14 protein-coding genes are annotated in these 21,530 nt (G+C 71.7%); 4 read left to right on the top strand and 10 right to left on the bottom strand.

Going from position 1 to position 21,530, the window contains the following annotated elements:
• Nucleotides 1-149 precede the first annotated feature (149 nt).
• The 3 genes from AB0L53_RS58270 (at nucleotide 150) to menC (ending at nucleotide 4,749) form a co-directional block, all read left to right on the top strand.
• Nucleotides 150-2,651 carry a glycoside hydrolase family 3 C-terminal domain-containing protein gene (locus AB0L53_RS58270; protein ID WP_364015407.1) on the top strand — a complete coding sequence of 834 codons (2,502 nt, stop codon included), beginning with the start codon at nucleotides 150-152 and terminating at the stop codon, nucleotides 2,649-2,651.
• Between the two features lie 236 nt (nucleotides 2,652-2,887).
• Nucleotides 2,888-3,652, top strand: a complete 765-nt coding sequence (locus AB0L53_RS58265) for a GNAT family N-acetyltransferase (protein ID WP_364015404.1) — start codon at nucleotides 2,888-2,890, stop codon at nucleotides 3,650-3,652.
• Nucleotides 3,649-4,749: an o-succinylbenzoate synthase gene (gene menC / locus AB0L53_RS58260; protein ID WP_364015401.1), complete on the top strand. Its 1,101-nt coding sequence runs from the start codon at nucleotides 3,649-3,651 to the stop codon at nucleotides 4,747-4,749. The genes AB0L53_RS58265 and menC overlap by 4 nt, the downstream gene beginning before the upstream one ends.
• Before the next feature lie 28 nt (nucleotides 4,750-4,777).
• Here the strand turns inward: menC and AB0L53_RS58255 are convergent, their stop codons facing one another.
• From AB0L53_RS58255 to AB0L53_RS58210, 10 genes are all read right to left on the bottom strand, one after another.
• Entirely contained in the window at nucleotides 4,778-5,566 is a 789-nt protein-coding gene (locus tag AB0L53_RS58255) for an ATP-binding cassette domain-containing protein (protein ID WP_364015398.1), read from the bottom strand.
• A complete protein-coding gene (locus AB0L53_RS58250; RefSeq protein ID WP_364015395.1) occupies nucleotides 5,563-7,374 on the bottom strand; it encodes a dipeptide/oligopeptide/nickel ABC transporter permease/ATP-binding protein in 1,812 nt (603 codons plus the stop codon). The genes AB0L53_RS58255 and AB0L53_RS58250 overlap by 4 nt, the downstream gene beginning before the upstream one ends.
• Before the next feature lie 68 nt (nucleotides 7,375-7,442).
• The gene (locus tag AB0L53_RS58245) at nucleotides 7,443-8,366 is read right to left on the bottom strand and encodes an ABC transporter permease (RefSeq protein WP_364015392.1); all 924 of its coding nucleotides are present in this window, start codon (nucleotides 8,364-8,366) and stop codon (nucleotides 7,443-7,445) included.
• Between the two features lie 447 nt (nucleotides 8,367-8,813).
• Nucleotides 8,814-10,403 carry an ABC transporter substrate-binding protein gene (locus AB0L53_RS58240; protein ID WP_364015389.1) on the bottom strand — a complete coding sequence of 530 codons (1,590 nt, stop codon included), beginning with the start codon at nucleotides 10,401-10,403 and terminating at the stop codon, nucleotides 8,814-8,816.
• A 99-nt stretch (nucleotides 10,404-10,502) separates the two neighbouring features.
• Entirely contained in the window at nucleotides 10,503-12,173 is a 1,671-nt protein-coding gene (locus AB0L53_RS58235) for a helix-turn-helix domain-containing protein (RefSeq protein ID WP_364015386.1), read from the bottom strand.
• A gap of 2 nt (nucleotides 12,174-12,175) precedes the next feature.
• Nucleotides 12,176-13,486, bottom strand: a complete 1,311-nt coding sequence (locus AB0L53_RS58230) for a serine hydrolase domain-containing protein (protein ID WP_364015383.1) — start codon at nucleotides 13,484-13,486, stop codon at nucleotides 12,176-12,178.
• Nucleotides 13,450-15,357, bottom strand: coding sequence for a S9 family peptidase (locus AB0L53_RS58225; RefSeq protein ID WP_364015381.1), 1,908 nt, complete (start codon nucleotides 15,355-15,357; stop codon nucleotides 13,450-13,452). Before AB0L53_RS58225 ends, AB0L53_RS58230 begins: the two co-directional genes overlap by 37 nt.
• A gap of 121 nt (nucleotides 15,358-15,478) precedes the next feature.
• Complete coding sequence (locus AB0L53_RS58220; protein WP_364015378.1) at nucleotides 15,479-16,981, bottom strand: protein kinase; 1,503 nt, start codon at nucleotides 16,979-16,981, stop codon at nucleotides 15,479-15,481.
• A complete protein-coding gene (locus AB0L53_RS58215; protein WP_364015375.1) occupies nucleotides 16,981-18,525 on the bottom strand; it encodes a protein kinase in 1,545 nt (514 codons plus the stop codon). Before AB0L53_RS58215 ends, AB0L53_RS58220 begins: the two co-directional genes overlap by 1 nt.
• A 122-nt stretch (nucleotides 18,526-18,647) precedes the next feature.
• Complete coding sequence (locus AB0L53_RS58210) at nucleotides 18,648-19,931, bottom strand: SpoIIE family protein phosphatase (RefSeq protein WP_364015373.1); 1,284 nt, start codon at nucleotides 19,929-19,931, stop codon at nucleotides 18,648-18,650.
• 310 nt (nucleotides 19,932-20,241) lie between these two features.
• Between AB0L53_RS58210 and tuf the strand changes: the two genes are divergently transcribed.
• Complete coding sequence (gene tuf / locus AB0L53_RS58205; RefSeq protein WP_364015370.1) at nucleotides 20,242-21,408, top strand: elongation factor Tu; 1,167 nt, start codon at nucleotides 20,242-20,244, stop codon at nucleotides 21,406-21,408.
• Nucleotides 21,409-21,530 lie beyond the last annotated feature (122 nt).

Raw genomic sequence — 21,530 nt, 5'->3', positions numbered from 1 at the left:
CTTCCGGACGATGGAAGAGGTCCTTGTCGCGTATTCAGCCTGGCCATATGTTGTCGGGCACAACATATATCGGAGATCATCATCGACGCGTCCCAGCTCAGGTCGCGGTCCGCGGACCCTGGCCATCCCCCTGAGAGAGGACCTGGCACATGCCCCGACGACTCCATAGAGCGACCGCCCTGGCGGCCGCCGCCCTCCTCACGCTGACAGGTGTCGCCCAGTCGCCACCGGCGGCCGGCGCCGGCGATCCCTCGCCCCTGAGCGCCTCGTACGGGCCCGAGCAGCGTGCCGAACGCATGCTGGCCCGCATGACCCTCGACGAGAAGATCGCCATGCTGCACGGCGTCGGCTTCGAGTTCGGCAAGGGGTACGCCGGGCGGATCCCGGGCAACACCCGGCTGGGCATCCCCACGATCTACCTGGCCGACGGTCCCAACGGAGTCGCCAACGGCAGCACGGGCATCACCGCCTTTCCCGCCGCCATCAACGGCTCGGCCACCTGGGACACCGCGCTCATGCGGCGGTACGGCGAGACGGTCGGCGCCGAGCAGGCCGGCAAGGGGCACAACGTCGCCCTGGCGCCGACGATCAACATCGTGCGCTCGCCGCGCTGGGGCCGTACCTTCGAGACCTTCAGCGAAGACCCCTACCTCACCGCGCGGATGGCCACCGAGCAGGTGAAAGGGGTCCAGAGCCAGGGCGTCATAGCGATGCCCAAGCACTTCGCGGCCAACAACCAGGAGACCGACCGTGGCAAGGTCGACGTCCGGGTCTCCGAGCGGGCGCTCAACGAGATCTACTATCCGGGCTTCCGCGCGGCCGTGCGGGACGGCGGAGCGAGGTCCGTCATGTGCGCCTACCCCAAGGTCAACGGCACCTACGCCTGCGAGAACGGCAACCTGCTGCGCGGCGCGCTCAAGGACGCGATGGCGTTCACCGGGTTCGTGGTGTCCGACTGGGGCGCCACCCACAGCACGGTCGCCTCGGCCGCCGCCGGGCTGGACGTGGAGATGCCGGGATCGACGTACTTCGGTGACGCGCTGAAGCAGGCGGTGGTGGCCGGTCAGGTCACGGCCGCGGCCATTGACGACAAGGTCCGCCGCATTCTCACCGCGATGTACCGGACTGGCCTGTTCGACCGGGAGTACACGCCACGCGATGAAGTGTCCACGCCCGCGCATCGGGAGCTGGCTCGGGGACTGGCCGAACAGGGCATGGTGCTGCTCAAGAACGAGCGCGGCGTACTGCCGCTGAACAAGGCGAGGTCGCTGGCGGTGATCGGCGACGCGGCCGGCGACCACGCGACCTTCTACGGCGGCGGTTCGGCCGCGCTGCGGCCGTCCACCACCGTGACCCCGCTGGCCGGTCTGACCGCGCGAGCCGGCGGCGGCGTCACCCTGAACCAGGCCCGCGGCACGCTCGGCACCGGCGCCCTGCCCGTGCTCTCCGGCGACCTACTGCGGCCCGCGTCGGGCGACGGCCCCGGGCTGACTGCCACCTACTACCCCGCTCCCGACTTCACCGGCGGGCCCGTGCTCACCCGGGTCGAGCCCTCGGTGAGCTTCTCCGCGGCGCCCAGCGGCGTCACCGGCACCTGGTCGGCTCGATGGACCGGCACGCTGACCCCGCCCAAGACCGGCGGCTACCGCTTCTCCCTCAACGGCTCGGGCCAGGCCCGGCTCTACATCGACGGCCGGCTCGTCGCCGCGAACCACACCGAGTTCGGCGGCATCGCCCACGGGCTGGCCGACCTGACCGCCGGACGGACCGTCTCGATCAAGCTCGAGTACTCCACCGCGGGCTCCCTCTTCGGCGCCGCCCTGCAACTCGGCTGGGCCGCGCCCGACCCGGCGCTGCTGGCCGAGGCCGTCGCCGCCGCCCGGCGCTCCGACATCGCGCTCGTCTTCGTCAACGACGCCATCAGCGAGGGCGCCGACCGCGACTCCCTCGCCCTGCCCGGCGACCAGGATCAGCTCATCGAGGCCGTCGCCGCGGCCAACCCGCGAACCGTGGTCGTGCTCAACACCGGCGCGCCGTCGCTGATGCCCTGGCTGAACCGGGTGGCCGGGGTGCTCCAGGCGTGGTATCCGGGCCAGGAGTACGGCAACGCGGTCGCGGCCGTGCTGTTCGGCGACGTCAACCCGTCCGGCAAACTGCCGGTGACCTTTCCCGCCGATGACCGGCAGGGCCCGGACGTCGCGTACGGCTTCCCCGGCGACGGCACCACGGTCCGCTACAACGAGGGCCTGAACGTGGGCTACCGCTGGTACGACGCCCGCCACCAGCGCCCGTTGTTCCCCTTCGGTCATGGTCTGTCCTACACCAGCTTCGCCTACGACAGCCTGCGGGCCGACAACCACGCCGTACGGGTCCGGGTCACCAACACCGGAGCCCGCGCCGGAGCCGAGACCGCCCAGCTCTACCTCGGCTTCCCCAGCGCGGCGGGCGAACCTCCCCAGCAGCTCAAGGGCTTCCAGAAGGTGTGGTTGCGGCCGGGGCAGAGCACCGTGGTCTCCTTCCCGCTCGACAGCGCCGCGCTGTCCACCTGGAGCCCGGCCGCGAAACGCTGGGTCGCCTCCCATGGCGTCTTCACCGCCGCGGTGGGCGCGTCGTCCCGCGATCTGCGCGTGACCGGTCAGTTCCGCGGCTGACACGTATGACCGATCGGTGACGCGACCGACACGCGCGACCGATCGGTTACGCGACTGACCCCCGCTCTCCTCAAGCCGCCGGCAGCGCGAACTCCATCGGAGCACTCGCGCTGCCGAGCCATGGCGTAGGGCGTGGCGACGAAGAACCCTCCCGTCTTGGTGAACCGGCACGAATCGGCCGCCCTCACTGTGGCGTACGGTCGCGGGTGACATCGACTACTCGGAGGGCCGGCAGGTTGATCGCGGTCAGGGAACTACACGAGATCGCGGAGTTCGAGGAACTGTTCGCGCTGTTCGACGGCATCTGGCGGTTCGACCAGGGCGGGCAGCCGATCACGGTCGAGCTGATGCGGGCGCTGTCGCACGCGGGCGGGTACGTCGCGGGCGCCTTCGACGGCGACCGGATGGCCGGCGGGTCCGTCGGGTTCCTCGCGGCGGGCAACGCGCTGCACTCCCACATCACCGGCGCGTCCGCCGGGCGCGGCATCGGGTTCGAGCTCAAGCTGCACCAGCGCCGGTGGGCGCTGGAGCGCGAGCTGGGCCGGGTCACCTGGACCTACGATCCGCTGGTACGCCGCAACGCCCATTTCAACCTGGCCAAGCTGGGCGCCCGGCCGCGCGAATACCTGCCCGGCTTCTACGGCATCATGGACGACGAGATCAACCAGGGCGATGAGTCCGACCGGATGCTGGCCGTCTGGGAGCTGTCCGCGCCGCATGTCGAGGCCCTGGCCAGGCGCGAGCCGTGGCCGGTCCACGTGCCGGGCGACGCGGTGGTCGGCCTGGCCGACGACGGGGGCCGGCCGGTGCCGGGCCGTATGGACGCCGCGGTGGTGCTGGTGGCCGCGCCTCCGGACATCGAGGGGTTGCGCCGGGCCGACCCGGGAACGGCCAAGGCATGGCGGCATGCCATGCGGGACGTCCTGGGCGGCCTGATCGCCGAAGGCCGCGTCGTCACCGGGTTCCATCAGAAGTCCTTTTACGTAGTGGAGAAAGCGTGAAGATCACCGGAGTTGAGCTGCGGCGGATCGCGATGCCGCTGGTGGCGCCGTTCCGCACCTCGTTCGGCACCGAGACGGCCCGCGACGTGCTGCTGGTGCGGGTCGTGACGCCCGACGCCGAGGGCTGGGGCGAGTGCGTGGCCATGTCGGAGCCGCTCTACTCCCCCGAGTACGTCGACGGCGCGGCCGAGGTGATCCGGCGCTTCCTGCTGCCCGCCCTGCCCCGCACCCTCGACGCGAACGCCGTCGGCCGGGCACTGGAGCCGATCAAGGGGCACCGGATGGCCAAGGCCGCCCTGGAGACGGCCGTGCTGGACGCCCAGCTCAGGGCGGCGGGCGAGTCGTTCGGCCGGTTCCTCGGCGCGGCCCGTGACCGGGTGCCGTGCGGGGTCTCCGTCGGCATCATGGACTCGATCCCGCAACTGCTCGACGCCGTCGACGGCTACCTCGACGAGGGGTACGTGCGGATCAAGCTGAAGATCGAGCCCGGCTGGGACGTGGAGCCGGTCAGGGCGGTGCGCGAGCGGTTCGGCGACGACGTTCTCCTCCAGGTCGACGCGAACGCCGCCTACACCCTCGTCGACGCCCGCCAGCTGGCCAAACTGGACGACTTCGGCCTGCTGCTCATCGAGCAGCCCCTGGCCAACGACGACTTCGTCCAGCACGCCAAGCTGGCCAAGCAGCTGCGGACGCCGATCTGCCTGGACGAGTCGATCGAGTCGGTCGAGCACGCCGCCGCCGCCATCGCGCTGGGCTCGTGCTCGATCGTCAACGTCAAACCCGGCCGGATCGGCGGCTACCTGGAGGCCCGCCGCATCCACGACCTGTGCCGGGCGAACGGGATCGCGGTGTGGTGCGGCGGCATGCTGGAGACCGGGCTCGGCCGGGCCGCGAACGTGGCGCTGGCCGCGCTGCCCGGGTTCACGCTGCCGGGCGACACCTCGGCCTCGCGCCGCTACTTCGCCACCGACATCACCGAGCCGTTCGAGCTGAGCGACGGCCACCTGGCGGTGCCGACCGGGCCGGGGCTGGGCGTCGCGCCCATTCCGGCCGTGCTCGACGAGGTCACCACCGCCACCGAGTGGATCACTCTCTGAGCCCTCCGGTCAGCCCTCAGACGAGCCTTCAGGTGAGTCGGGGCACCGCCTCCAGGAGGGCGCGCGTGTAGTCGTGGGCGGGCTCGCCGACCACCCGTTCCGTGGGCCCGGACTCGACGACGCGGCCCTGGTGCATGACCGCGACGACGTCGGAGACGTACCGGACGACCGCCAGGTTGTGCGAGATGAACAGCATCGACAGGCCCAGCTCCTCGCGGAGCGAGCGCACCAGGTTGAGCACCGCGCCCTGGACGGACACGTCGAGCGCGCTGGTGATCTCGTCGGCGACCAGCAGGTCGGGCGCGGCGCCCAGCGCCCGGGCGATGGCCACCCGCTGACGCTGGCCGCCGGACAGCTCGCGCGGGTAGCGCCCGGCCAGGTCCGCGGGGAGCGAGACCAGCCCCAGCAGCCGCTCCACCTCGGCCCGCCGCCCCGCCCGATCGCGCCCGTGGGCGAAGATCCCCGCACGCCGCCTCACACGGTCGGATCCGTCGCCGACGGCCTCCGCCTGGCGGCCGTCGCCGATGGTCCCCGTCCGGAGCGCGCGATCCGCCCGTACGCCCTCCCCCACCGACTCGCCGACCGTCATGCGCGGGTCCAGGGAGGCGTACGGGTCCTGGAAGACCATCTGGACGTTGCGCGCCCCGTCGATCCGGCCCGTGTACGGCACCAACCCGCTCACCGCCCTGGCCAGCGACGACTTGCCCGACCCCGACTCGCCGACGAGCCCGACGATCCGGCCAGGGGGGATCTCCAGCGTGACCCGGTCGACCGCGGTGAACGCGCCGAAGCGCACGGTCAGGTCTTCGATGATCATTTGACCTCCCAGCAGGCCACGCGGCCCGCCTCGCCGTACGGGATGAGCGGGGGACGTTCGGCGGAGCAGCGGGCGGTCGCCAGGGCGCACCGGTCCGCGAAGGCGCAGCCATCGCCCACGTCCGATGGGGCGGGCTGGCGGCCGGGGATGCTCGCGAGGGGTTTGTCCCGGTCGGTGGCCATGTCGGGCAGGGAGGCGATGAGCGCCCGCGTGTACGGGTGCGCGGCTTCGGCGGCCAGCCGGCGGACGGGCAGCTCCTCGACGACCCGGCCCGCGTACATGACCATGACCCGGTCGCACAGCTCGCCCACCACGGCGATGTCGTGCGTGATGAACAGCGCGGCCGCGCCGCTCTCCTCGGTGACTTCGCGCAGCAGCCGCAGGATCTGCCGTTGCACGGTCACGTCGAGCGCCGTGGTCGGCTCGTCGGCGATGATCAAGCGCGGCGTGGCCATCAAGCCCATCGCGATCACCGCGCGCTGCCGCATGCCGCCGGACAACTCGTGCGGGTGCTGCCGGGCGCGCGCGGCCGGGTCGGGCAGGTGGACGTGGCCGAGCCGGTCCACGGCCCGCCGGTTCGCCTCGGCCCGCCCGGCGCCCTGGTGCACCCTCGCCACCTCGGCGAGCTGCCCGCCCACCCGCAGCGCCGGGTTGAGCGAGGCCATCGGGTCCTGGAACACCATGGCCAGCGTCGTGCCGAGCTCCTTGCCCGACAGCGTGGCGAGGTCCCGGCCGCCGAGCAGCAGCCGCCCATAGGCGACCCTGCCCGGGTAGGGGACGAGCCCGCCGATCGCGGCGGCGGTCAGGCTCTTACCACTGCCCGACTCCCCCACCAGGCCGACGATCTCGCCGGGGGCGATGGTCAGCGACAGCCCGCGTACGGGTGTCACGCCGCCCGGGAACGCGACGGTCAGGTCCTTGACCTCCAGTACCGCGCCGGGCTCCGGCTCGCCGGGATCGGTCTGTACGGCCGTGTCCGAAGCCTTCCCAGCCGCGGCGGTACGGGCGGCGGCCTTGGCCATGGCGTCGCCCAGCAGGTTGAACCCGATACCGGCGAGCGCGATGGCCGCCGCCGGTCCGAGGGCGACCTCGGGCGTGACGTAGATGCGGGCGAACCCGTCGAACAGCAGCCTGCCCCAGTCGAACGACGGCGGCTGCACGCCCAGGCCGAGGAACGACATCCCGGCAAGGCCGAGCAGGGCGCCGCCGAGCGCCTGGGTGAGCTGCAGGATGAGCGGCTCGGCGATGTTGGGCAGCACGTGCCCGGTCAGGATCCGGCGGCGGGACACGCCGAGCATGCGGGCGGCCGACACGTAGTCGGATCCGGCGACGGTCGCGGCCAGCGTCTGGGTGAGCCGGGCGAATCCGGGCGCGATGGCCACCCCGATGCCCAGGACCGCGCCGCGGGCGCCCAGCCCGGAGACGACCGCGGTGAACATGGCCAGCAGCAGTCCGGGGAAGGCGACCAGGGCGTTGACCAATCCGGTGATCAGCCGGGCGGGCCGGCCCGGCAGCACGGACGGGAGGGCGCCGAGCACGATCCCGGCCAGACCGCCGATGAGCGTGGCGGCCAGCGCCAGCGCCAGGGAGAACCGGCCGGCCACGAGCACTCTGGCGAGCAGGTCGCGGCCCAGGCTGTCGGTGCCGAGCGGGTGGGCGGCGGAGGCGCCTTGGAGGATGGCCGCCGCGTCGATGCGTTCGGCGCTCGCGCCCCAGATGGGCGGCCCGACGACGGCCAGCACGATCATGGCCGCGACGAGCACGGCTCCGGCGACCGCCGCGGGCGTGCGCGGCAGGCGGGGCTTCACGCGGGACTCCCTGACTGTACGGCCTTCACGCGGCGCTCCCCGCGCTTGTGCGGCGGGCGGGGTCTCACTCACGCCTCCCTGATCTTGGAGGTGGGGTCGAGCGCGGCCAGGGCCAGGTCGACGGCGAGGTTCACGACGAGCACGATCGCGCCGTAGACGAGGATGACGCCCTGGGCGACCGGATAGTCCTTCTGCGTGATCGACTCGACGATCTTCAGGCCGAGCCCCGGCCAGGCGAAGACGTACTCGACCAGCACGCTGCCCGCGATCAGCGCCGAGAGCAGCAGGCCGCCCAGGGTGAGGGTGGCGGTGAGCGTGTTGGGCAGCACGTGCCGGAGGTAGAGGCGGCCGGCGGGCAGGCGTTTGGCGCGCGCCAGCCGTACATAGTCGGTGCCCAGCTCGCGCAGCGTCTCCGCGCGGGAGATGCGGGCGATCATCGCGATCGGGCCGATCGCCAGGGCGAGGACGGGCAGCACGTACGAGGCGGCGCCCGCCTTGCCCGCGGGCGGGAACGCGCCGAGGCCGATGGCGAAGACGGTCACCAGCGCGATCGAGTACAGGAACTCCGGCACGGCGACGGCGGTGCCCGTCACGGTGGTGAAGGCGTACTCGGTGCCGCGGTTGCGGCCGTTCTCGGTGCGGACGGCCGCCCACATGCCGAGCGGCACCGCCACCAGCAGCGCCACCACGGTCGCCAGCAGGGCCAGGGCCAGCGTGTTGGGGAGCCGGGCGGCGACGATCTCGACGACCGGCTCGCCCGACAGGAACGAGGTCCCGAAATTTCCGGACAACACGTGGCCCGTGTAGGTGAGGAACTGCTCGGGGATCGACCGGTCGAGCCCCAGCGCCGCCGTACGCGCCCGGACGAGCTCGATCGGCGCGGCCGGCCCGAGCGACGCCCGTACCGGATCACCCGGAATGAGGTGGATCATCGCAAAGGACGCGACGAGCAGCGCGGCGAGCGAGACGACGAACCGCACGACCTGCCGCACCGCCCACCGCGACCCGCGTGACCGCACCCGACGCGAGCCGGGCCCGGTTGTGTGGAGCTCGCGCACTCAGCGTCTTCCGCTCTCTGTGTTTACGTGAGTAAAACGGACATCAGCGTAGCCTCGTCGCCTGCTGGCCGAGGCCGGGAGGCGATCTGGTGGAAGCCGATGCCGCGTCCGTCCGGCGAGCCGGACGGACCGTGGTTGAGAGCCGCGTTGTCGGGGCCTGACTCCGCATTCCTGGAGGGAGTGCGGCTCTTGGGCCACCGCCCCGCCGGACGCTGTCCCGTTGGTGCGGACACCAATGGGGGCGGGGACCGGACGCCAGTCAGGCACCCGGCTGTGACTGAACATTACCATCTGATTACCTTCAGTCGCGGTCGATCCGAAAACCCAATCACAGTTCTTCTGGCAACCACCGGCTGGCATAGCTAGCGCCGACAACAGTTCTTACCCTCCCCGCGTGAGGCGGATCGAGGTCGGCACGAGGTCCCCGGCCATGATGCGGAACGTGCCGCCCTTGCCGGCGGCCAGGACGGTGTTCTCCACGACGGGGACCAGGTCGGCGTTCTCGAACAGCGCCGACTCGGCCTCCAGCCACAGCTTGCAGCCTTCGGCCGCCGGCTTTCCTGAGGCTTGCGTGACGAGCGAGGTGTAGCGGGAGTTGGTCAGGTGGGCGAAGTTGGCGCCCTTGGGCGCGGCCGGTCCCGACAGGAAGCCGACGAGCTGGCTCGGCAGGGTGACGGCGATCGGCAGCCAGATGGCGTCCCAGTCCTGGGTGACGTTGAGCGACTCGGCCAGCTTGGCGTCGATGATGCCGTTCAGCTTCACTTCGACGCCGGCCTTCTTCCAGGCGGCGCCCAGGTATTCGGCCGCCGCCTGGACCCCGGATCCCCTGGTGGTGGCGTAGACGAAGCGCAGCGTCAGCCGCTTGCCGTCCTTGACCCTGACGCCGTCGGCACCCGCTCGCCACCCCGCCGCGTCCAGGGCGGCGGCGGCCGCGGCCGGGTCGTTGGCGGGCACGTGCCCGGTGACCGTGTCGCCCTGGCAGGGCCGCGGGTCGAGGACGAGCCCGGTGGCGGGCCGGCCGGTGCCGCTGGCGGCGATCCCGGACAGCTCCTTGAGGTTGACGGCCTGGGTGAGCGCCTTGCGTACGGCCGGGTCGTGGGCGGGCCGGTCGTCGCCCTGATGGTAGAAGAACTGGCCGTTCCCGTAGGGCAGTTCGCTCTTGACGACTCCCGGGGTGGCCGCCACGCGGGCGCGGTCGGGGCCGTAGAAGGTGGCGCCGTTGAGCGTGCCGGCGACGAGCAGGTTGGCGGCGGTCTGCTCATTGGGCACGACCTTCAGCGTGACCGTCTCGGGCAGGTCCTTGGCCGTGGCCCCGCCGGGACCCCAGACGTACTCCCTGCGGATCTTGAAGGTGTAGTGGTCGCCCGAGACCGACTCGGTGAGCCGGTAGGGGCCGGAGCCGGAGGTGCCGTGGGCGAGCGCCGAGCGGTCCTTTACGCCCTTGCCGCACACGATGTACATCTGCTGGGTGCTCTCCAGGATGAAGCTGAAGGGCTCGGGCGTGGACAGGGTCACGGTGCCCGCCACGTCGTCGGCCTTGGCCTTCATCCCGGTAGGCACGAGAACGCCGTAGATGGGTGACTTGGTGGCGGGGTCGGCGATGTGGTTGACGTTGTCGGCCACGTCGGAGGGGGTGAGCTTGGCGCCGTCGGAGCAGGTCGCGTCCTTGCGCAGGGTGAAGGTCACCGAGTCGGGCTTGACCTGCCACTTCTCGGCGAGTGCCGGGACGATCCGGCCGTCGGCGCCGACGCCGACGAGTGTGTCGTACGCGAACGCGAGCACCTGGTTGGTGACCGACAGCACGCCCATGGCGGGGTCGAGCACGCCGGGGTCGGCGCTGATGGCGAAGGAGAACGTGCCGCCGGTGACCGGCGCGCCCGTCCCCGAGCCGGTGCCTGTTTCTGTGCCCGCAGTGCCGCCGCAGGCCGCGGCGAGCAGGGCCAGCGCGACGAGCGCGGCTGGTTTTCTCATGTGGGGCGCTCCAGGGGAGTGGGATCTGAGGCACCACCCTGGTCGCTGACCGTAGATCGTTCTTCGTGCGCTGTAACGAAAAGCGCGGCAGGCGTGGTGCTATCGCCCGAAAATGCGCATCTGGAGCATGACGGTGAGCCGCGCGTCGGCGTCGGACAGGTCCAGCCCGCTGATCTCGGTGAGCCGCTTGAGCCGGTACCGGAAGGTGTTGGCGTGTACGTGGACCCTGGCCGAGGCGGCGTTGACGTCGCCGAACGCGTCGAGGTAAGCCCGCAGCGTGGCGACCAGGTCGCTGCCGTGCTCGGCGTCGTGGTCGAGCAGCCGCTGGTAGGGGCCGGTCGGCGCCTGGTCCTCCGCCGCCGCCACGTCGGCGACCTGGAGCAGCAGCGACTCGAAGTGCACGGCGGTGTAGCCGGCGACCTGGCCCGTCGCGCCACGGGCGAGCAGCACGCGCAGCGCCCGGTCGGCGTCCGCGCGGGACCTGGCGACGTGGGCGAGGCTGGCGGCCAGGCGGCCGACGCCGATGCTGGCCGAGTGCCGCGGCCCGACCCTGGCCAGGAAGCTCTCCGCCACGCGTACGGCCCGCGCCTCCTCTTCACCACCCGCCTGCAGCGGCAGCACGGCGTAGGCCACCGAGCCGACGAGTGCGGCGGCCGCCTTGGGGTGGATGGCGCCGACGTGCAGCGCGAGCGCGTCGGCGAAGCGCTGCCGGTCGCTCTCGGCGCGCGCCGGGTCGTCGTCGGCGGGGTGCGCGAGCTGGGCGGCGAGCACGCACAGCCGGGCGGTGGCGATGCCGAGCCGCGCGGCGGCCTCGGGCGCGTCGGCGCCGCCCGCGAGCACGGTGGACAGCAGGTCGCTACGGAGCCGCCGCTGGGTGTCGGCGCCGGCCCGCTCGCGCAGCAACTGCAGGGCGACGATCTTGGCCGCGTCGGCGAGCGCGCGCTGCCGCTGAGGGGTGAGCGGCTCACGGATGGCGGCCCAGATGGAGCCGAGGATCTCGTCACCCGTCCGCACGGCGACGGCCGCCCGGTTGATGCTGCCGTCGTCGAGTTCGAGGTAGACGGGTTCCTGGCTCTGGTAGAGCAGCTTGAAGAAGCCGTTCTCGTCGAGCATCCGCTGGTAGCGCTCGGGCACCTGGCGGCCGAGCACGGTGGCGATCCGGCCCTGGTCGGCCTCGTCCTGCCGTTCGGAGTAGGCCAGCACCCGCGCGGACCTGTCCTCGATCGTGACAGGTGCGTCGAGCAGCGCGCAGACCGCGTTGGCCAGCGAGAACAGGTCGCCCTGCGGCCCCTCCCCCGGCCCGGCCAGGTCTCCCTCCGCCAGCAGGGAGCGCAGCAGGGCGGCGACCTGGGCCCAGGAGGCGGCCCTGGTGAGGCCGAGCACGGCCACGCCGGTCTCCAGCACGGTCGCGCGTACCTGCTCGTCGGCGTCCACGGGCAGCTTGACCACCACGCCGGCCGCCGCCGGGGCCCGCGTGAGCAGCGAGCAGATCTCCGCCGTGCTCTGCACGCCGACCGCCAGCAGGATGCCGCCCGGCGGGACGATCAGCTCGTCGAGCGGATCGAAGATGTGCACCCCGGTCACCTCGGCGTCGAGGTCGCCCGGCGAGGCGGCCACGTCGATCACGGTGCTGCCGAGGTCGTTCAGGATCCGTCCTAGGCTGGCGCGCGGGCGGTCGTTCATCCACTCACCGTAGTCCGGCCCGAAGCCGTTGTTCGGTCCGGAGCGAGTGAGCGGGCGGCCGGTCGCCCGCTCACCGTGGTCCGGCATGTTCAGCTGATCTTCGGAGTGGCGCGCGCTCCCAGGTGGATGTACGGCGAACCGTCCTCGAGCCGGTAGAACACGGCGGACATCCAGTCCGGATCCTCCTCCCGGCGGCAGACGAAGGTGACCTCGTCCACGGGGACGAGCTTCATCTCCATTGGCGGCTGGAGCGCGGCCAGAGCGCCGGTGGCCTCGCCCAGGATCCACAGCTCGCCGTCGCGGACGGTCAGCGTGGCGCGGAACCCGGCCCGCTCGTAGACGCCCACGTAGCCGTCGACCTCGACCTCGACGGGCGTCTCGGGCGGCCCGAGCCGGCGCGGCACGGTCAGGCCGTCCAGCTCGGCGAACAGCTCGGTGGCCACGGCGTGCGTGAACGCGCCGCTGTGCCCGCCGTTGGCGGTGACGCACACGATCGTGCCGGTGTCCGGTACGGCCCAGAGCATGGCGTGCTGGCCGATGGTGTTGCCGCCGTGGGAGATGACCTGGTGACCGTCCCACTCGTCGAGGATCCAGCCGATGCCCCACTGCCTGCCCAGCGCGTACGGGTTGGGGATGTCGACCTGCGGCTCCCACATGGCGCGCGGGTCGTCCAGGAGGCCGCCTTCGAGGTGGGCGCGGGCGAACGCGACCACGTCGGCGGGCCGGGCGCAGATGAGCCCGGCGGGCCCGGCCGAGCGCATGAGGCCCCAGACAGGGGCGGTCGCGCCGTCGACGTGGCCCATGGCGGCGCGGAAGCGCAGCACGTCCTCCGGCAGGGTCCAGGTGTGGGTGAGGCCGAGCGGTTCGACGATCTGCTCGCGCAGCACGTCGTCCCAGCGCTTGCCCTCGAGCTTCTCCAGGATCCGGCCGGCGACGGTGAAGCCGGAGTTGCAGTAGGACTGGGTGGCGCCGAGCGGGTGGTTCTGGGCCAGGTCGGCGCAGGCCGCGACGTACTTCTCCACGCAGTCGTCGCCGCGCCCGGTGTCGAGGAAGAGGTCGCCGTCGATGCCGCTGGTGTGGGAGAGCAGGTGCCTGACCGTGACGGTCTTGGAGACCTCCGGGTCCGCCACCCTGAACTCGGGCAGTACCTCGGCCACCGGCGTGTCGAGCGTCAGCCGGCCGCGCTCGATCTGCCGCATGAGCAGGGTCGCGGTCCACACCTTGGTGACGGAGCCGATCTGGAACAGCGAGTCGGGGGTCGCCTCGACGCCGGTGTCCTTGTTGAGCGTCCCCGCCGCGAACTCGTGCACCTCGCCCCGGTGCAGGTAGGCCAGCGCGGCCCCCGGAACCTCGTGCTCGGCGATCAGCTCGGCGAGCCTGTGACCCATTGCTCCAGCCACGTGATGATCCTCTCGTTGAAGTCGTATCGGTGTGAGGGGCGCCCGTTGAGAATGAACAGGTGCGAGGCGTCCGGATAGCGGACCAGCCGGACCGGCACCCCCTGCTCGCGCAGCGCGGCGAACCACTGCTCGGCCTGGCCGACCGGACAGCGGTCATCGCTGTCGCCGTGCAGGAGCAGGGTGGGGGTGGTGACGCGGGCCACCTGGGCGATCGGTGACTGGGCCTGGAGGTCGCCCCGGCATTCGTAGGCCTTGATGAGGGACCCGAGGTCGGACGTGCCCGCCATGCTGGCGAGGTCGCTGACGCAGCCGCCGGGGATGGCCGCCTTGAACCTGCCGGTCCTGGTCGACAGCCAGCACGCCATGTAGCCACCGTAGCTGTAACCGGCGACGGCCAGCCGATCAGGGTCGGCGACCCCCTCCGCCACCAGGTCGTCCACGGCCGCGAGGAAGTCCTGCTCGTCGGCCAGCCCCCAGGCGCCGACGGTGGCGGTGAAGAAGTCCTCGCCGTACCCGTCGCTGGCCCGCGGATTGACCAGCAGGACGGTCCAGCCGTCGGCGGCGAGCCGCTGGTGGTAGAGGTGGGCGCCGTCGAAGGCGGGCGACCACGCGTTGTGCGGGCCGCCGTGCACGTCGAGCAGCAGCGGGCCGGGGGTGGTACGCGTCTCGTCGCGCAGCACGAAGCCCTCGATGGTGGTGCCGTCGGGGGCGGTGAAGGTACGGGGGCGCGGGGTGAACAGGTCGACGTCCGGGAGGGCGTGGTGAGTGAGGGGCTCGCCGTCGAGGTAGACGTCACCGGCGCTGAGCGGTGAGGAGACGACCCAGGCGACCCGGCCCGCGGCCACGGACACGCCGGACACCGTGAAGTCGTTGCCGACGATCTTCCCGGCCTTCCCGGCTTCCCCAGCCTCCCCTACCGTCCCGGTTACCCCGACCAGCGGCTCGACCGGCAGGCGGTACAGGTGCGTGCGGCCTTGGTCGCGGGCGCAGAACAGGAGGTCGTCGCCCAGTAGCGCGGGGACGGCGCCGGGATAACCGGGGGCGCCGGTCATGACATTACGGTCGAGCCCGGTCTCCACCTCATCGAGGGTGTCAGGGCCGAGCGTGTAAAGGCGGGTGTGGCCGATGGCCTCGCGCAACCCGGCCACCATGAGCCGGTCACGGTCGGGGGCGGCGAGCCACCAGGCGCCGGTGCAGATGATGTCCGGCCCGGTGAGCCGCTCCGGTTTGCCCGGCGTCGGCCCGGTGGCGTCCACCTCGTACACCGCGCTCTCCACCACCAGGTCACGATCGGGCGCCATGCTCGCCGCGAACGCCAGCCGCCGCCCGTCCGGCGACCACGACGGCTCGCCCGCGTGGAACCCGCCCTCGGTCACCTGGATGGTGTCGCCCGTCGCCACGTCCACCATGAACAGCTGCGTGGTCAGGCCGCGCAGCAGCCCGGTGCCGTCGGCCTTGTACTCCAGGATGTCGGCCACGACCGGCGCGTGGGGGTCGAGGTCTCCGTACGGTCCGCTGTAGGCGATCCGGCTGCCGTCCGGCGACCACACGGGCGCACCGGCACCGAGCGGCGCCGAGGTGAGCGGGCGCGGCTCGCCGCCCTCCATCGGCAGCAGGTGGATCTGCGCGCGCCCATCGACAGGACGCAGGAAGGCGAGCAGCCGGCCGTCGGGCGACCAGCGCGCCGCGCTCCCGGAGGCGAGCCGTCGCGGCTCGGATCCGGGGGCGGCGAGCCAGATCTCGGCCTGGTTCTGGTCGAAGTCGCGGTCGGCGGTGGTGAGCGTGTAGGCGACGGCGCCGCCATCGGGGCGCAGCCTCGGGTCGGATGGGACCGCGATGCGGTAGAGGTCGTCGAGGACGAGGCGTGGCATGACCGTACGGTAGGCCCGGCCGGGTCACGGCATCTTCGGCACATCCGACGAAGGCCACCGCTCCCGTTGTGCGAAACACCAACGACCGCGTAACGCGAACCACCGGCCCAGGGACTCTCGCCTAGGACAAGCGCTCGCACACCGTGAACGACACGCTCTGGCGGTCCTTCGAGGGTGTCAGCAAGTGGAAGACGATCGTGTGCCGGCCCGGGTCGAAGGCGCCGAAGGGGTTGCGCCGGTTCTTGGTCGTCCCGGTCACCCAGTCCGTCTTCCATCCCTCGTCCTGGCCGTCCACGACCCAGCGGTAGCCGTACTCGATCTGCTTGCCCGACGGGCCCTTGAGCAAGGCGACGGGGAAGAGGCTGGGCGAGTAGCAGTTCGGTCCGGTCTGCTGCCCGTCCAGGGTCAACGACGCCAGGCGTACGGTCCCCGCGGCCGCGGTCTTGGTCGGAGTCGTGGTTCTCCGCGGGGAGGTCGTGGGTTTGGGCGTGGGCTGCCTCGAGACGGAGCTGGTGGGGTTCGAGCCGCCGGTCCGGGTGGGGCGCGGCTTCTTGGCCGGCGTGCTGGGCGTCTTGTCGGTGCCCTGTTTCTTGGCCGGCGGGCTGGGGGGCGTGGTGGCCTGCTGTTCCGTGGCTGACGGGAGGGGCGCGGCCGTCGGCGTCGTGGTGTCGGGCAGCAACATGATCGCCCCGGCCACCAAGGTGCCGGACACCGCCAGTGCCCCGGCGCCCGCCAGCATCGCCTTCCAGCGCGGGCTGCTCACGGGAGGACCCGCCGTACCGCCTCGACGGCCTGTGAGGTCGCCCGCCGTACCGGCTCGATGGCCCGTCAGGTCGCCTGCCGTACCGGTGGGCGGGGCGCCGATGAGCCGGAGCAGGACGTCCTGCATGGCGGGCCGGGCGGCGGGGTCCTTGGCCAGGCAGGACAGTACGATCGGGCGCAGCGGACCCGGCAGGTCCCCCAGATACGGCTCGTCGTGGAGGATGCGGCGGAACACCGCGGGCAGCGAGTCGTTGCCGAACGGCGGGCTTCCTGTCGCGGCGAACACGATCACCGACGCCCACGCGAAGACGTCCACCGCGGGACCGAGCGGGGCGCCCGCGAGCTGCTCGGGCGCCATGTAGGCGGGCGTGCCGACGATGCTGCTCGTCACCGTCAGCGAATGGCCGGCCGCGCGGGCGATGCCGAAGTCGATGACCCGCGGCCCGTCCCTGCCGAGCAGCACGTTGGCGGGCTTGAAATCGCGATGCACCACCCCGGCCCGGTGGATCGCCGCCAGCGCGGTCGCGGTCGCCACCGCGAGCCGCTGCAGGTCGGCGCCGACATGGCGGCCGGCCTCCTGCAGCGAAGGGCCCTCGACATACTCGGTCACAATGTACGGCCGGCCGCCCAGCGAGGCATCGAGCACCTGGGCGACGCAGAACGGCTCCACCCGGCGCGCCGCGTCGATCTCCTTGGCGAAGCGATGATCACCGGCCAGGCCGTCCGCCAGCAGCTTGACCGCGACAGGCCGCCCGTCGGGACCCTGGCCGAGGTAGACCACCCCCTGACCGCCCTCGCCCAGACGCCCGGACAGCCGGTACGGCCCCACGGCCTGGGGATCTTCTGGCAGGAGCGGGGTCATCAGTCGTCGCTCGGGCAGATGGTGAACGAGAAGGCCTTCGACACCGCTTGGGGGGAGGTGAGGCGGAGGGTGACCCGGTGGGTGCCTTCCGTCTGCACGAGCGGGCCGATGACCTGCTGGGTGTGGGATTCGGCGATGACGCTCTCAGAGCGCGACACCACCCGCCCGTTCAGGATCCATTCGTAGCGGAAGTCGGTGGCCAGCTTGGTCCCCTCGACCAGGCCGGAGATGTTGCCGTGGTTGTACACGCAGTCCGGGGAGTCGGCGTGCCTGGGACCGATGACTCGCACCCACACGATCCGGAAGGAACCGCTGCCCGATGACGATTTCGACGACGAGGTCGTGGGTTTGGGGGCGGTCTTTGTCGGTTTCGCGGTCTGTGTTGGCTTCGAGGTCTGCGTCGGTTTCACGGTCCGCGTCGGCTTCGGAGTCTGTTTGACGGTCGGCTTCGTCGTGGTGGCCGGGTTCTTGGTCTTCGGGTGCTGAGGCGTTTTCGTCTTCGTCGGGGTGGGCGTCGCGCCAGTGGTGAACGCCAGTGACAGCGTGCTCGGCCGCGTTTCCTGGAGATCCCAGACGCTCGTGGCGCCCCAGGCGACGACGCTCGCGACGACCAGCGCCCCCGCACCGGAGACGCCCGCGACGAGCGCCGTCCTGGCCCCGCGCCGCCGCCCGGGAACCGTGGCCGGACCGCGGCCGCCGGCACCGTCCGGATACCCGGGGGCGTGTCCCAGGCCGCCGGCACCCTCCGGACGGCCGGGGACGGGGGCGTGTCCGCCCAGAAGCTGCAGTAATACATCTCGCATGGTCGGCCGGCGCGCCGGATCCTTGGCCAGGCACCCCAGCACGATCGCGCGCAACGGTTGCGGAAGGTCGCCGACCTGCGGCTCGTTGTGCAGGATCCGGTTGATCACCGCAGGCAGTGAATCCTCACCGAACGGCGGCACCCCGGTCGCGGCGAACACCATTACCGACGCCCACGCGAACACGTCGACCGCCGGCCCGATCCCCTCGCCGGCGAGCTGCTCGGGCGCCATGTACGCGGGCGTCCCCACGATGCTGCTGGTAGCCGTCATCCCCGATTCGACGGACCGGGCGATCCCGAAGTCGATCACCCGGGGGCCGCCCTGTCCGAGCAGCACGTTGGCGGGCTTGAAATCGCGATGAACGATGCCCGCCTGATGAATGGCCGCCAGCGCGGTCGCGGTCGCCACCGCGAGCCGCTGCAGATCGGCGCCGACGTGGCGGCCCGCCTGCTGGAGCGAAGGGCCCTCGACGTACTCGGTCACGATGTACGGTCGGGCACCCAGCGAGGCGTCGAGGACCTGAGCGATGCAGAACGGCTCCACCCGGCGCGCCGCGTCGATCTCCTTGGCTAAGCGCTCATTGGCGAGTCCGTCGCGCAGCACTTTGACCGCGACCGGCCGGCCGTCGGGCCCCTGGCCCAGATAGACCACCCCTTGGCCGCCCGCGCCCAGACGCCCGAACAGCTGGTAGGGACCCATGGCAGTGGGGTCGCCCTCCCGGAGGGGTTCGACGTGCGCCATGGAGCTCCTGTGCCGAGGGTAGGGATCTTCGGCACCATAGCGGGAAATGTCAGATCTAGTGAGCCAGTCGGGTAAACCAGAGCTTCTGGGATAGAAGCGCGCGCTTCTGGGGGCATCCCCATTTATAGGCGGACGACGAGCAGAGCGATGTCGTCGCGGGCGCCGCTGCTGACGTCCATGCCCGCCAGGAGGGCGTCGGCGAGGAGTCCGGGGTCGAGCCCACCGGATCGGGCGAGTACGTCGGTCAGCCGGGCCAAGCCGACGTCGATGTCCCGGTCGCGGCGTTCGATGAGACCGTCGGTGTACAGGACAAGGGTGTCACCGGGCGCGTAGGACAGCTCGGCCTGGGGGCGGGTGACATGTTCGGGGCGAGCGCCCAGCGGCGGGTCGGTGGCCTGGTCCAGCAGCGTACAGGCGTTGCCCAGATGGCACAGGACGGGTGGCGGGTGGCCGGCGCTGCTGTAGGTGATGCGGCGCCTCCTGGTGTCGATCACGGCCTTGACCGCCGTGGTGGCCAGCGCCCCTTCGAGCGAACGGGCGTACAAGCCGAGCACTTCCAGTGCCGGGGCCGGCTCCTTCACGGCGCGGATCGAGGCGCTGAGCGCACTGCGCAGCATCCCCATGGACGTGGCGGCTTCCAGGCCGTGCCCGACGACGTCACCGACCGCGACGGCGAAGCAGCCGTCCGGCAGGTCGACGACGTCATACCAGTCGCCGCAGACGTTCAGCGTCTCCACGGCGGGCAGGTAGCGCACCTCGATCTCGGGGTGCAGGTCCAGGTCGGGGCAGCGCAGCATGGCCTCCTGCAAGGCGAGCGCGACCTGGTGTTCACGGGTGTGGGCCAGGCGGAGCTCCTCGTTCAGCCGCTGCAGTTCCTGTGCCCTGCCATACAGTTCGGCCTCCATCTCCGCACGCCCCGGTGAGCGGCGGGTGGTGGGCCGCCGCGGGCCGAAGGAGCGGACGAACTCCGTCACGTCCTCGACCCGGTGGATGATCCACGACAGCGTCCCGTCCGGTGCCAGGACGGGGGTGTTGATCGGGGACCACCAGCGCTCCTCGAACGCTCCAGGACAGCCGGCGAGGGGAATGTCGTACTTCTGCAGCGCCATCGTGTCCGGCACTCGGTAGGCCAGCACCCGGTGCAGCGAGGCGCTCAGGTTCTTCACGCCGCTGGCGTGGGGATCCTCGGGGTTGTCGGGGAAAGCGGCGAAGATGTGCTGCCCGATCAGGTCCTCGGCGGTGCGGCCGGTCGCGCGCAGGTAAGCCCAGTTCACATCGACGATCATCAGATCCGGGTCCAGCACCAGGCATGGGGACGGCGTCACGGCGAACAGCGCCGCGTAGTCGACCCGCGGTGTGGTCGGCCTTCGCGTGCCCGGCCGGCGAGAGCTGGTCAGCCTGCTCACCCCACCCACTCTATGAGGTGTTTTGCCTGGTCACCATAGGTGATGCCGCCTTACGGCATACCGCCCTGCCGCCTCCCGGGAATATTGCGTTGCGTGGCGGTGCTGAGCCCCTCACTATGGTCCTCATGTTCAGGCACGATCACCTCGCGACGCCCGCCAACGCGGGTGCGTTCGAGCGTGCCTGCGACGGCCTGGAGCGCTGACCTCCTCCCGTAAGTCTTTTTCCCGGATGTCTCTTGTGTGACCCGGCGGGGGGAGGTAGTCGGCCCGTGCGGGTCACAGCACATCCAGGACTCAAAGGGAAAGAATCATGGCCAAGCAGGCCTATATCCGCAACAAGCCGCATCTCAACATCGGCACCATGGGCCACGTCGACCACGGCAAGACCACGCTGACCGCCGCGATCACCAAGGTGCTCGCGCAGCGGGGCCAGGCGACGTACACGCCGTTCGAGCGGATCGACCGCACGCCCGAGGAGGCCGTGCGCGGCATCACGATCAACATCTCGCACGTCGAGTACGAGACCGACACCAGGCACTACGCCCACGTGGACATGCCGGGCCACGCCGACTACGTGAAGAACATGATCACGGGGGCGGCGCAGCTCGACGGCGCGATCCTCGTCGTATCCGCGCAGGACGGCATCATGCCGCAGACCAGGGAGCACGTGCTGCTCGCCCGGCGGGTCGGCGTCGAGCACCTGGTCGTCGCGGTCAACAAGGCCGACGGCGCCGACCCGGAGCTGACCGACCTGGTCGAACTCGAGCTGCACGACCTGCTCGCCGAGCACGGCTACCGGGACGCCCCGATGGTCCGGGTCTCCGGGCTGCGGGCGCTGGAAGGCGACCCCGAGTGGACGGCGTCCATCGGCGCGCTGCTCCAGGCGGTCGACGACCACATCCCGGTGCCGGTCCGGTACGTGGACGCGCCGTTCCTGATGCCGGTGGAGAACGTGCTCACGGTCACCGGCCGGGGCACGGTCGTCACGGGCGCCATCGAGCGTGGCGCGGTCCGGGTGGGCGACACAGTGGACGTCGTCGGGTTCGAGTCCGGCTTCACCGCCGTAGTGACCGGGGTGGAGACGTTCGGGAAGACGATGGAGCGGGGTGAGGCGGGTGACAACGCCGCCGTGCTGCTGCGCGGTGTCCGCCGCGACCAGGTGCGGCGGGGCATGGTCCTGGCCGCGCCCGGCAGCCAGCGGGCCCGCCGGTCGTTCACCGCCCGGATCTACCTCCTCACGCCGGAGGAGGGCGGACGGCGCCGGCCGATCGCGTCCGGCTACCGGCCGCAGTTCTACCTGCGCACCACCGACGTACCCGGCCGGCTCCTCCTGGACGACCCCGCCCAGCCGGGCGACACGGTCGAGGTACGGGTCGAGCTGGGCAAGGCCGTCGCCCTGGAGCCGGGCCTCGGCTTCGCGATCCGCGAGGGCGGCCTGACGGTCGGCGCGGGCACGGTACTCGACGTACCTGCTTGACGACGGTCGCGAGCACGGTCCACGCAGTCGGGGGGGGGGCGCGGCCCCAGCGCCCCCCCCCCCCCCAGCCGAAATATGACAAAGTTCCCCCACCGGGTGGGAAGGCGCCCGCCGCCCGCGCG

The sequence above is a fragment of the Nonomuraea sp. NPDC052129 genome, assembly GCF_040680095.1.
GTDB lineage: Bacteria > Actinomycetota > Actinomycetes > Streptosporangiales > Streptosporangiaceae > Nonomuraea.
This window is presented reverse-complemented; position numbering and strand designations above follow the sequence as displayed.

What these genes read in the sequence shown, in the direction of transcription:
- AB0L53_RS58270 (WP_364015407.1), top strand. Translation starts at nt 150, where the DNA reads ATGCCCCGACGACTCCATAGAGCGACCGCCCTGGCGGCCGCCGCCCTC.
- AB0L53_RS58255 (WP_364015398.1), bottom strand. Translation starts at nt 5,566, where the DNA reads ATGATCATCGAAGACCTGACCGTGCGCTTCGGCGCGTTCACCGCGGTC.
- AB0L53_RS58240 (WP_364015389.1), bottom strand. Translation starts at nt 10,403, where the DNA reads ATGAGAAAACCAGCCGCGCTCGTCGCGCTGGCCCTGCTCGCCGCGGCC.
- AB0L53_RS58235 (WP_364015386.1), bottom strand. Translation starts at nt 12,173, where the DNA reads ATGCCGGACCACGGTGAGCGGGCGACCGGCCGCCCGCTCACTCGCTCC.
- AB0L53_RS58225 (WP_364015381.1), bottom strand. Translation starts at nt 15,357, where the DNA reads ATGCCACGCCTCGTCCTCGACGACCTCTACCGCATCGCGGTCCCATCC.
- AB0L53_RS58220 (WP_364015378.1), bottom strand. Translation starts at nt 16,981, where the DNA reads ATGACCCCGCTCCTGCCAGAAGATCCCCAGGCCGTGGGGCCGTACCGG.
- AB0L53_RS58215 (WP_364015375.1), bottom strand. Translation starts at nt 18,525, where the DNA reads ATGGCGCACGTCGAACCCCTCCGGGAGGGCGACCCCACTGCCATGGGT.
- tuf (WP_364015370.1), top strand. Translation starts at nt 20,242, where the DNA reads ATGGCCAAGCAGGCCTATATCCGCAACAAGCCGCATCTCAACATCGGC.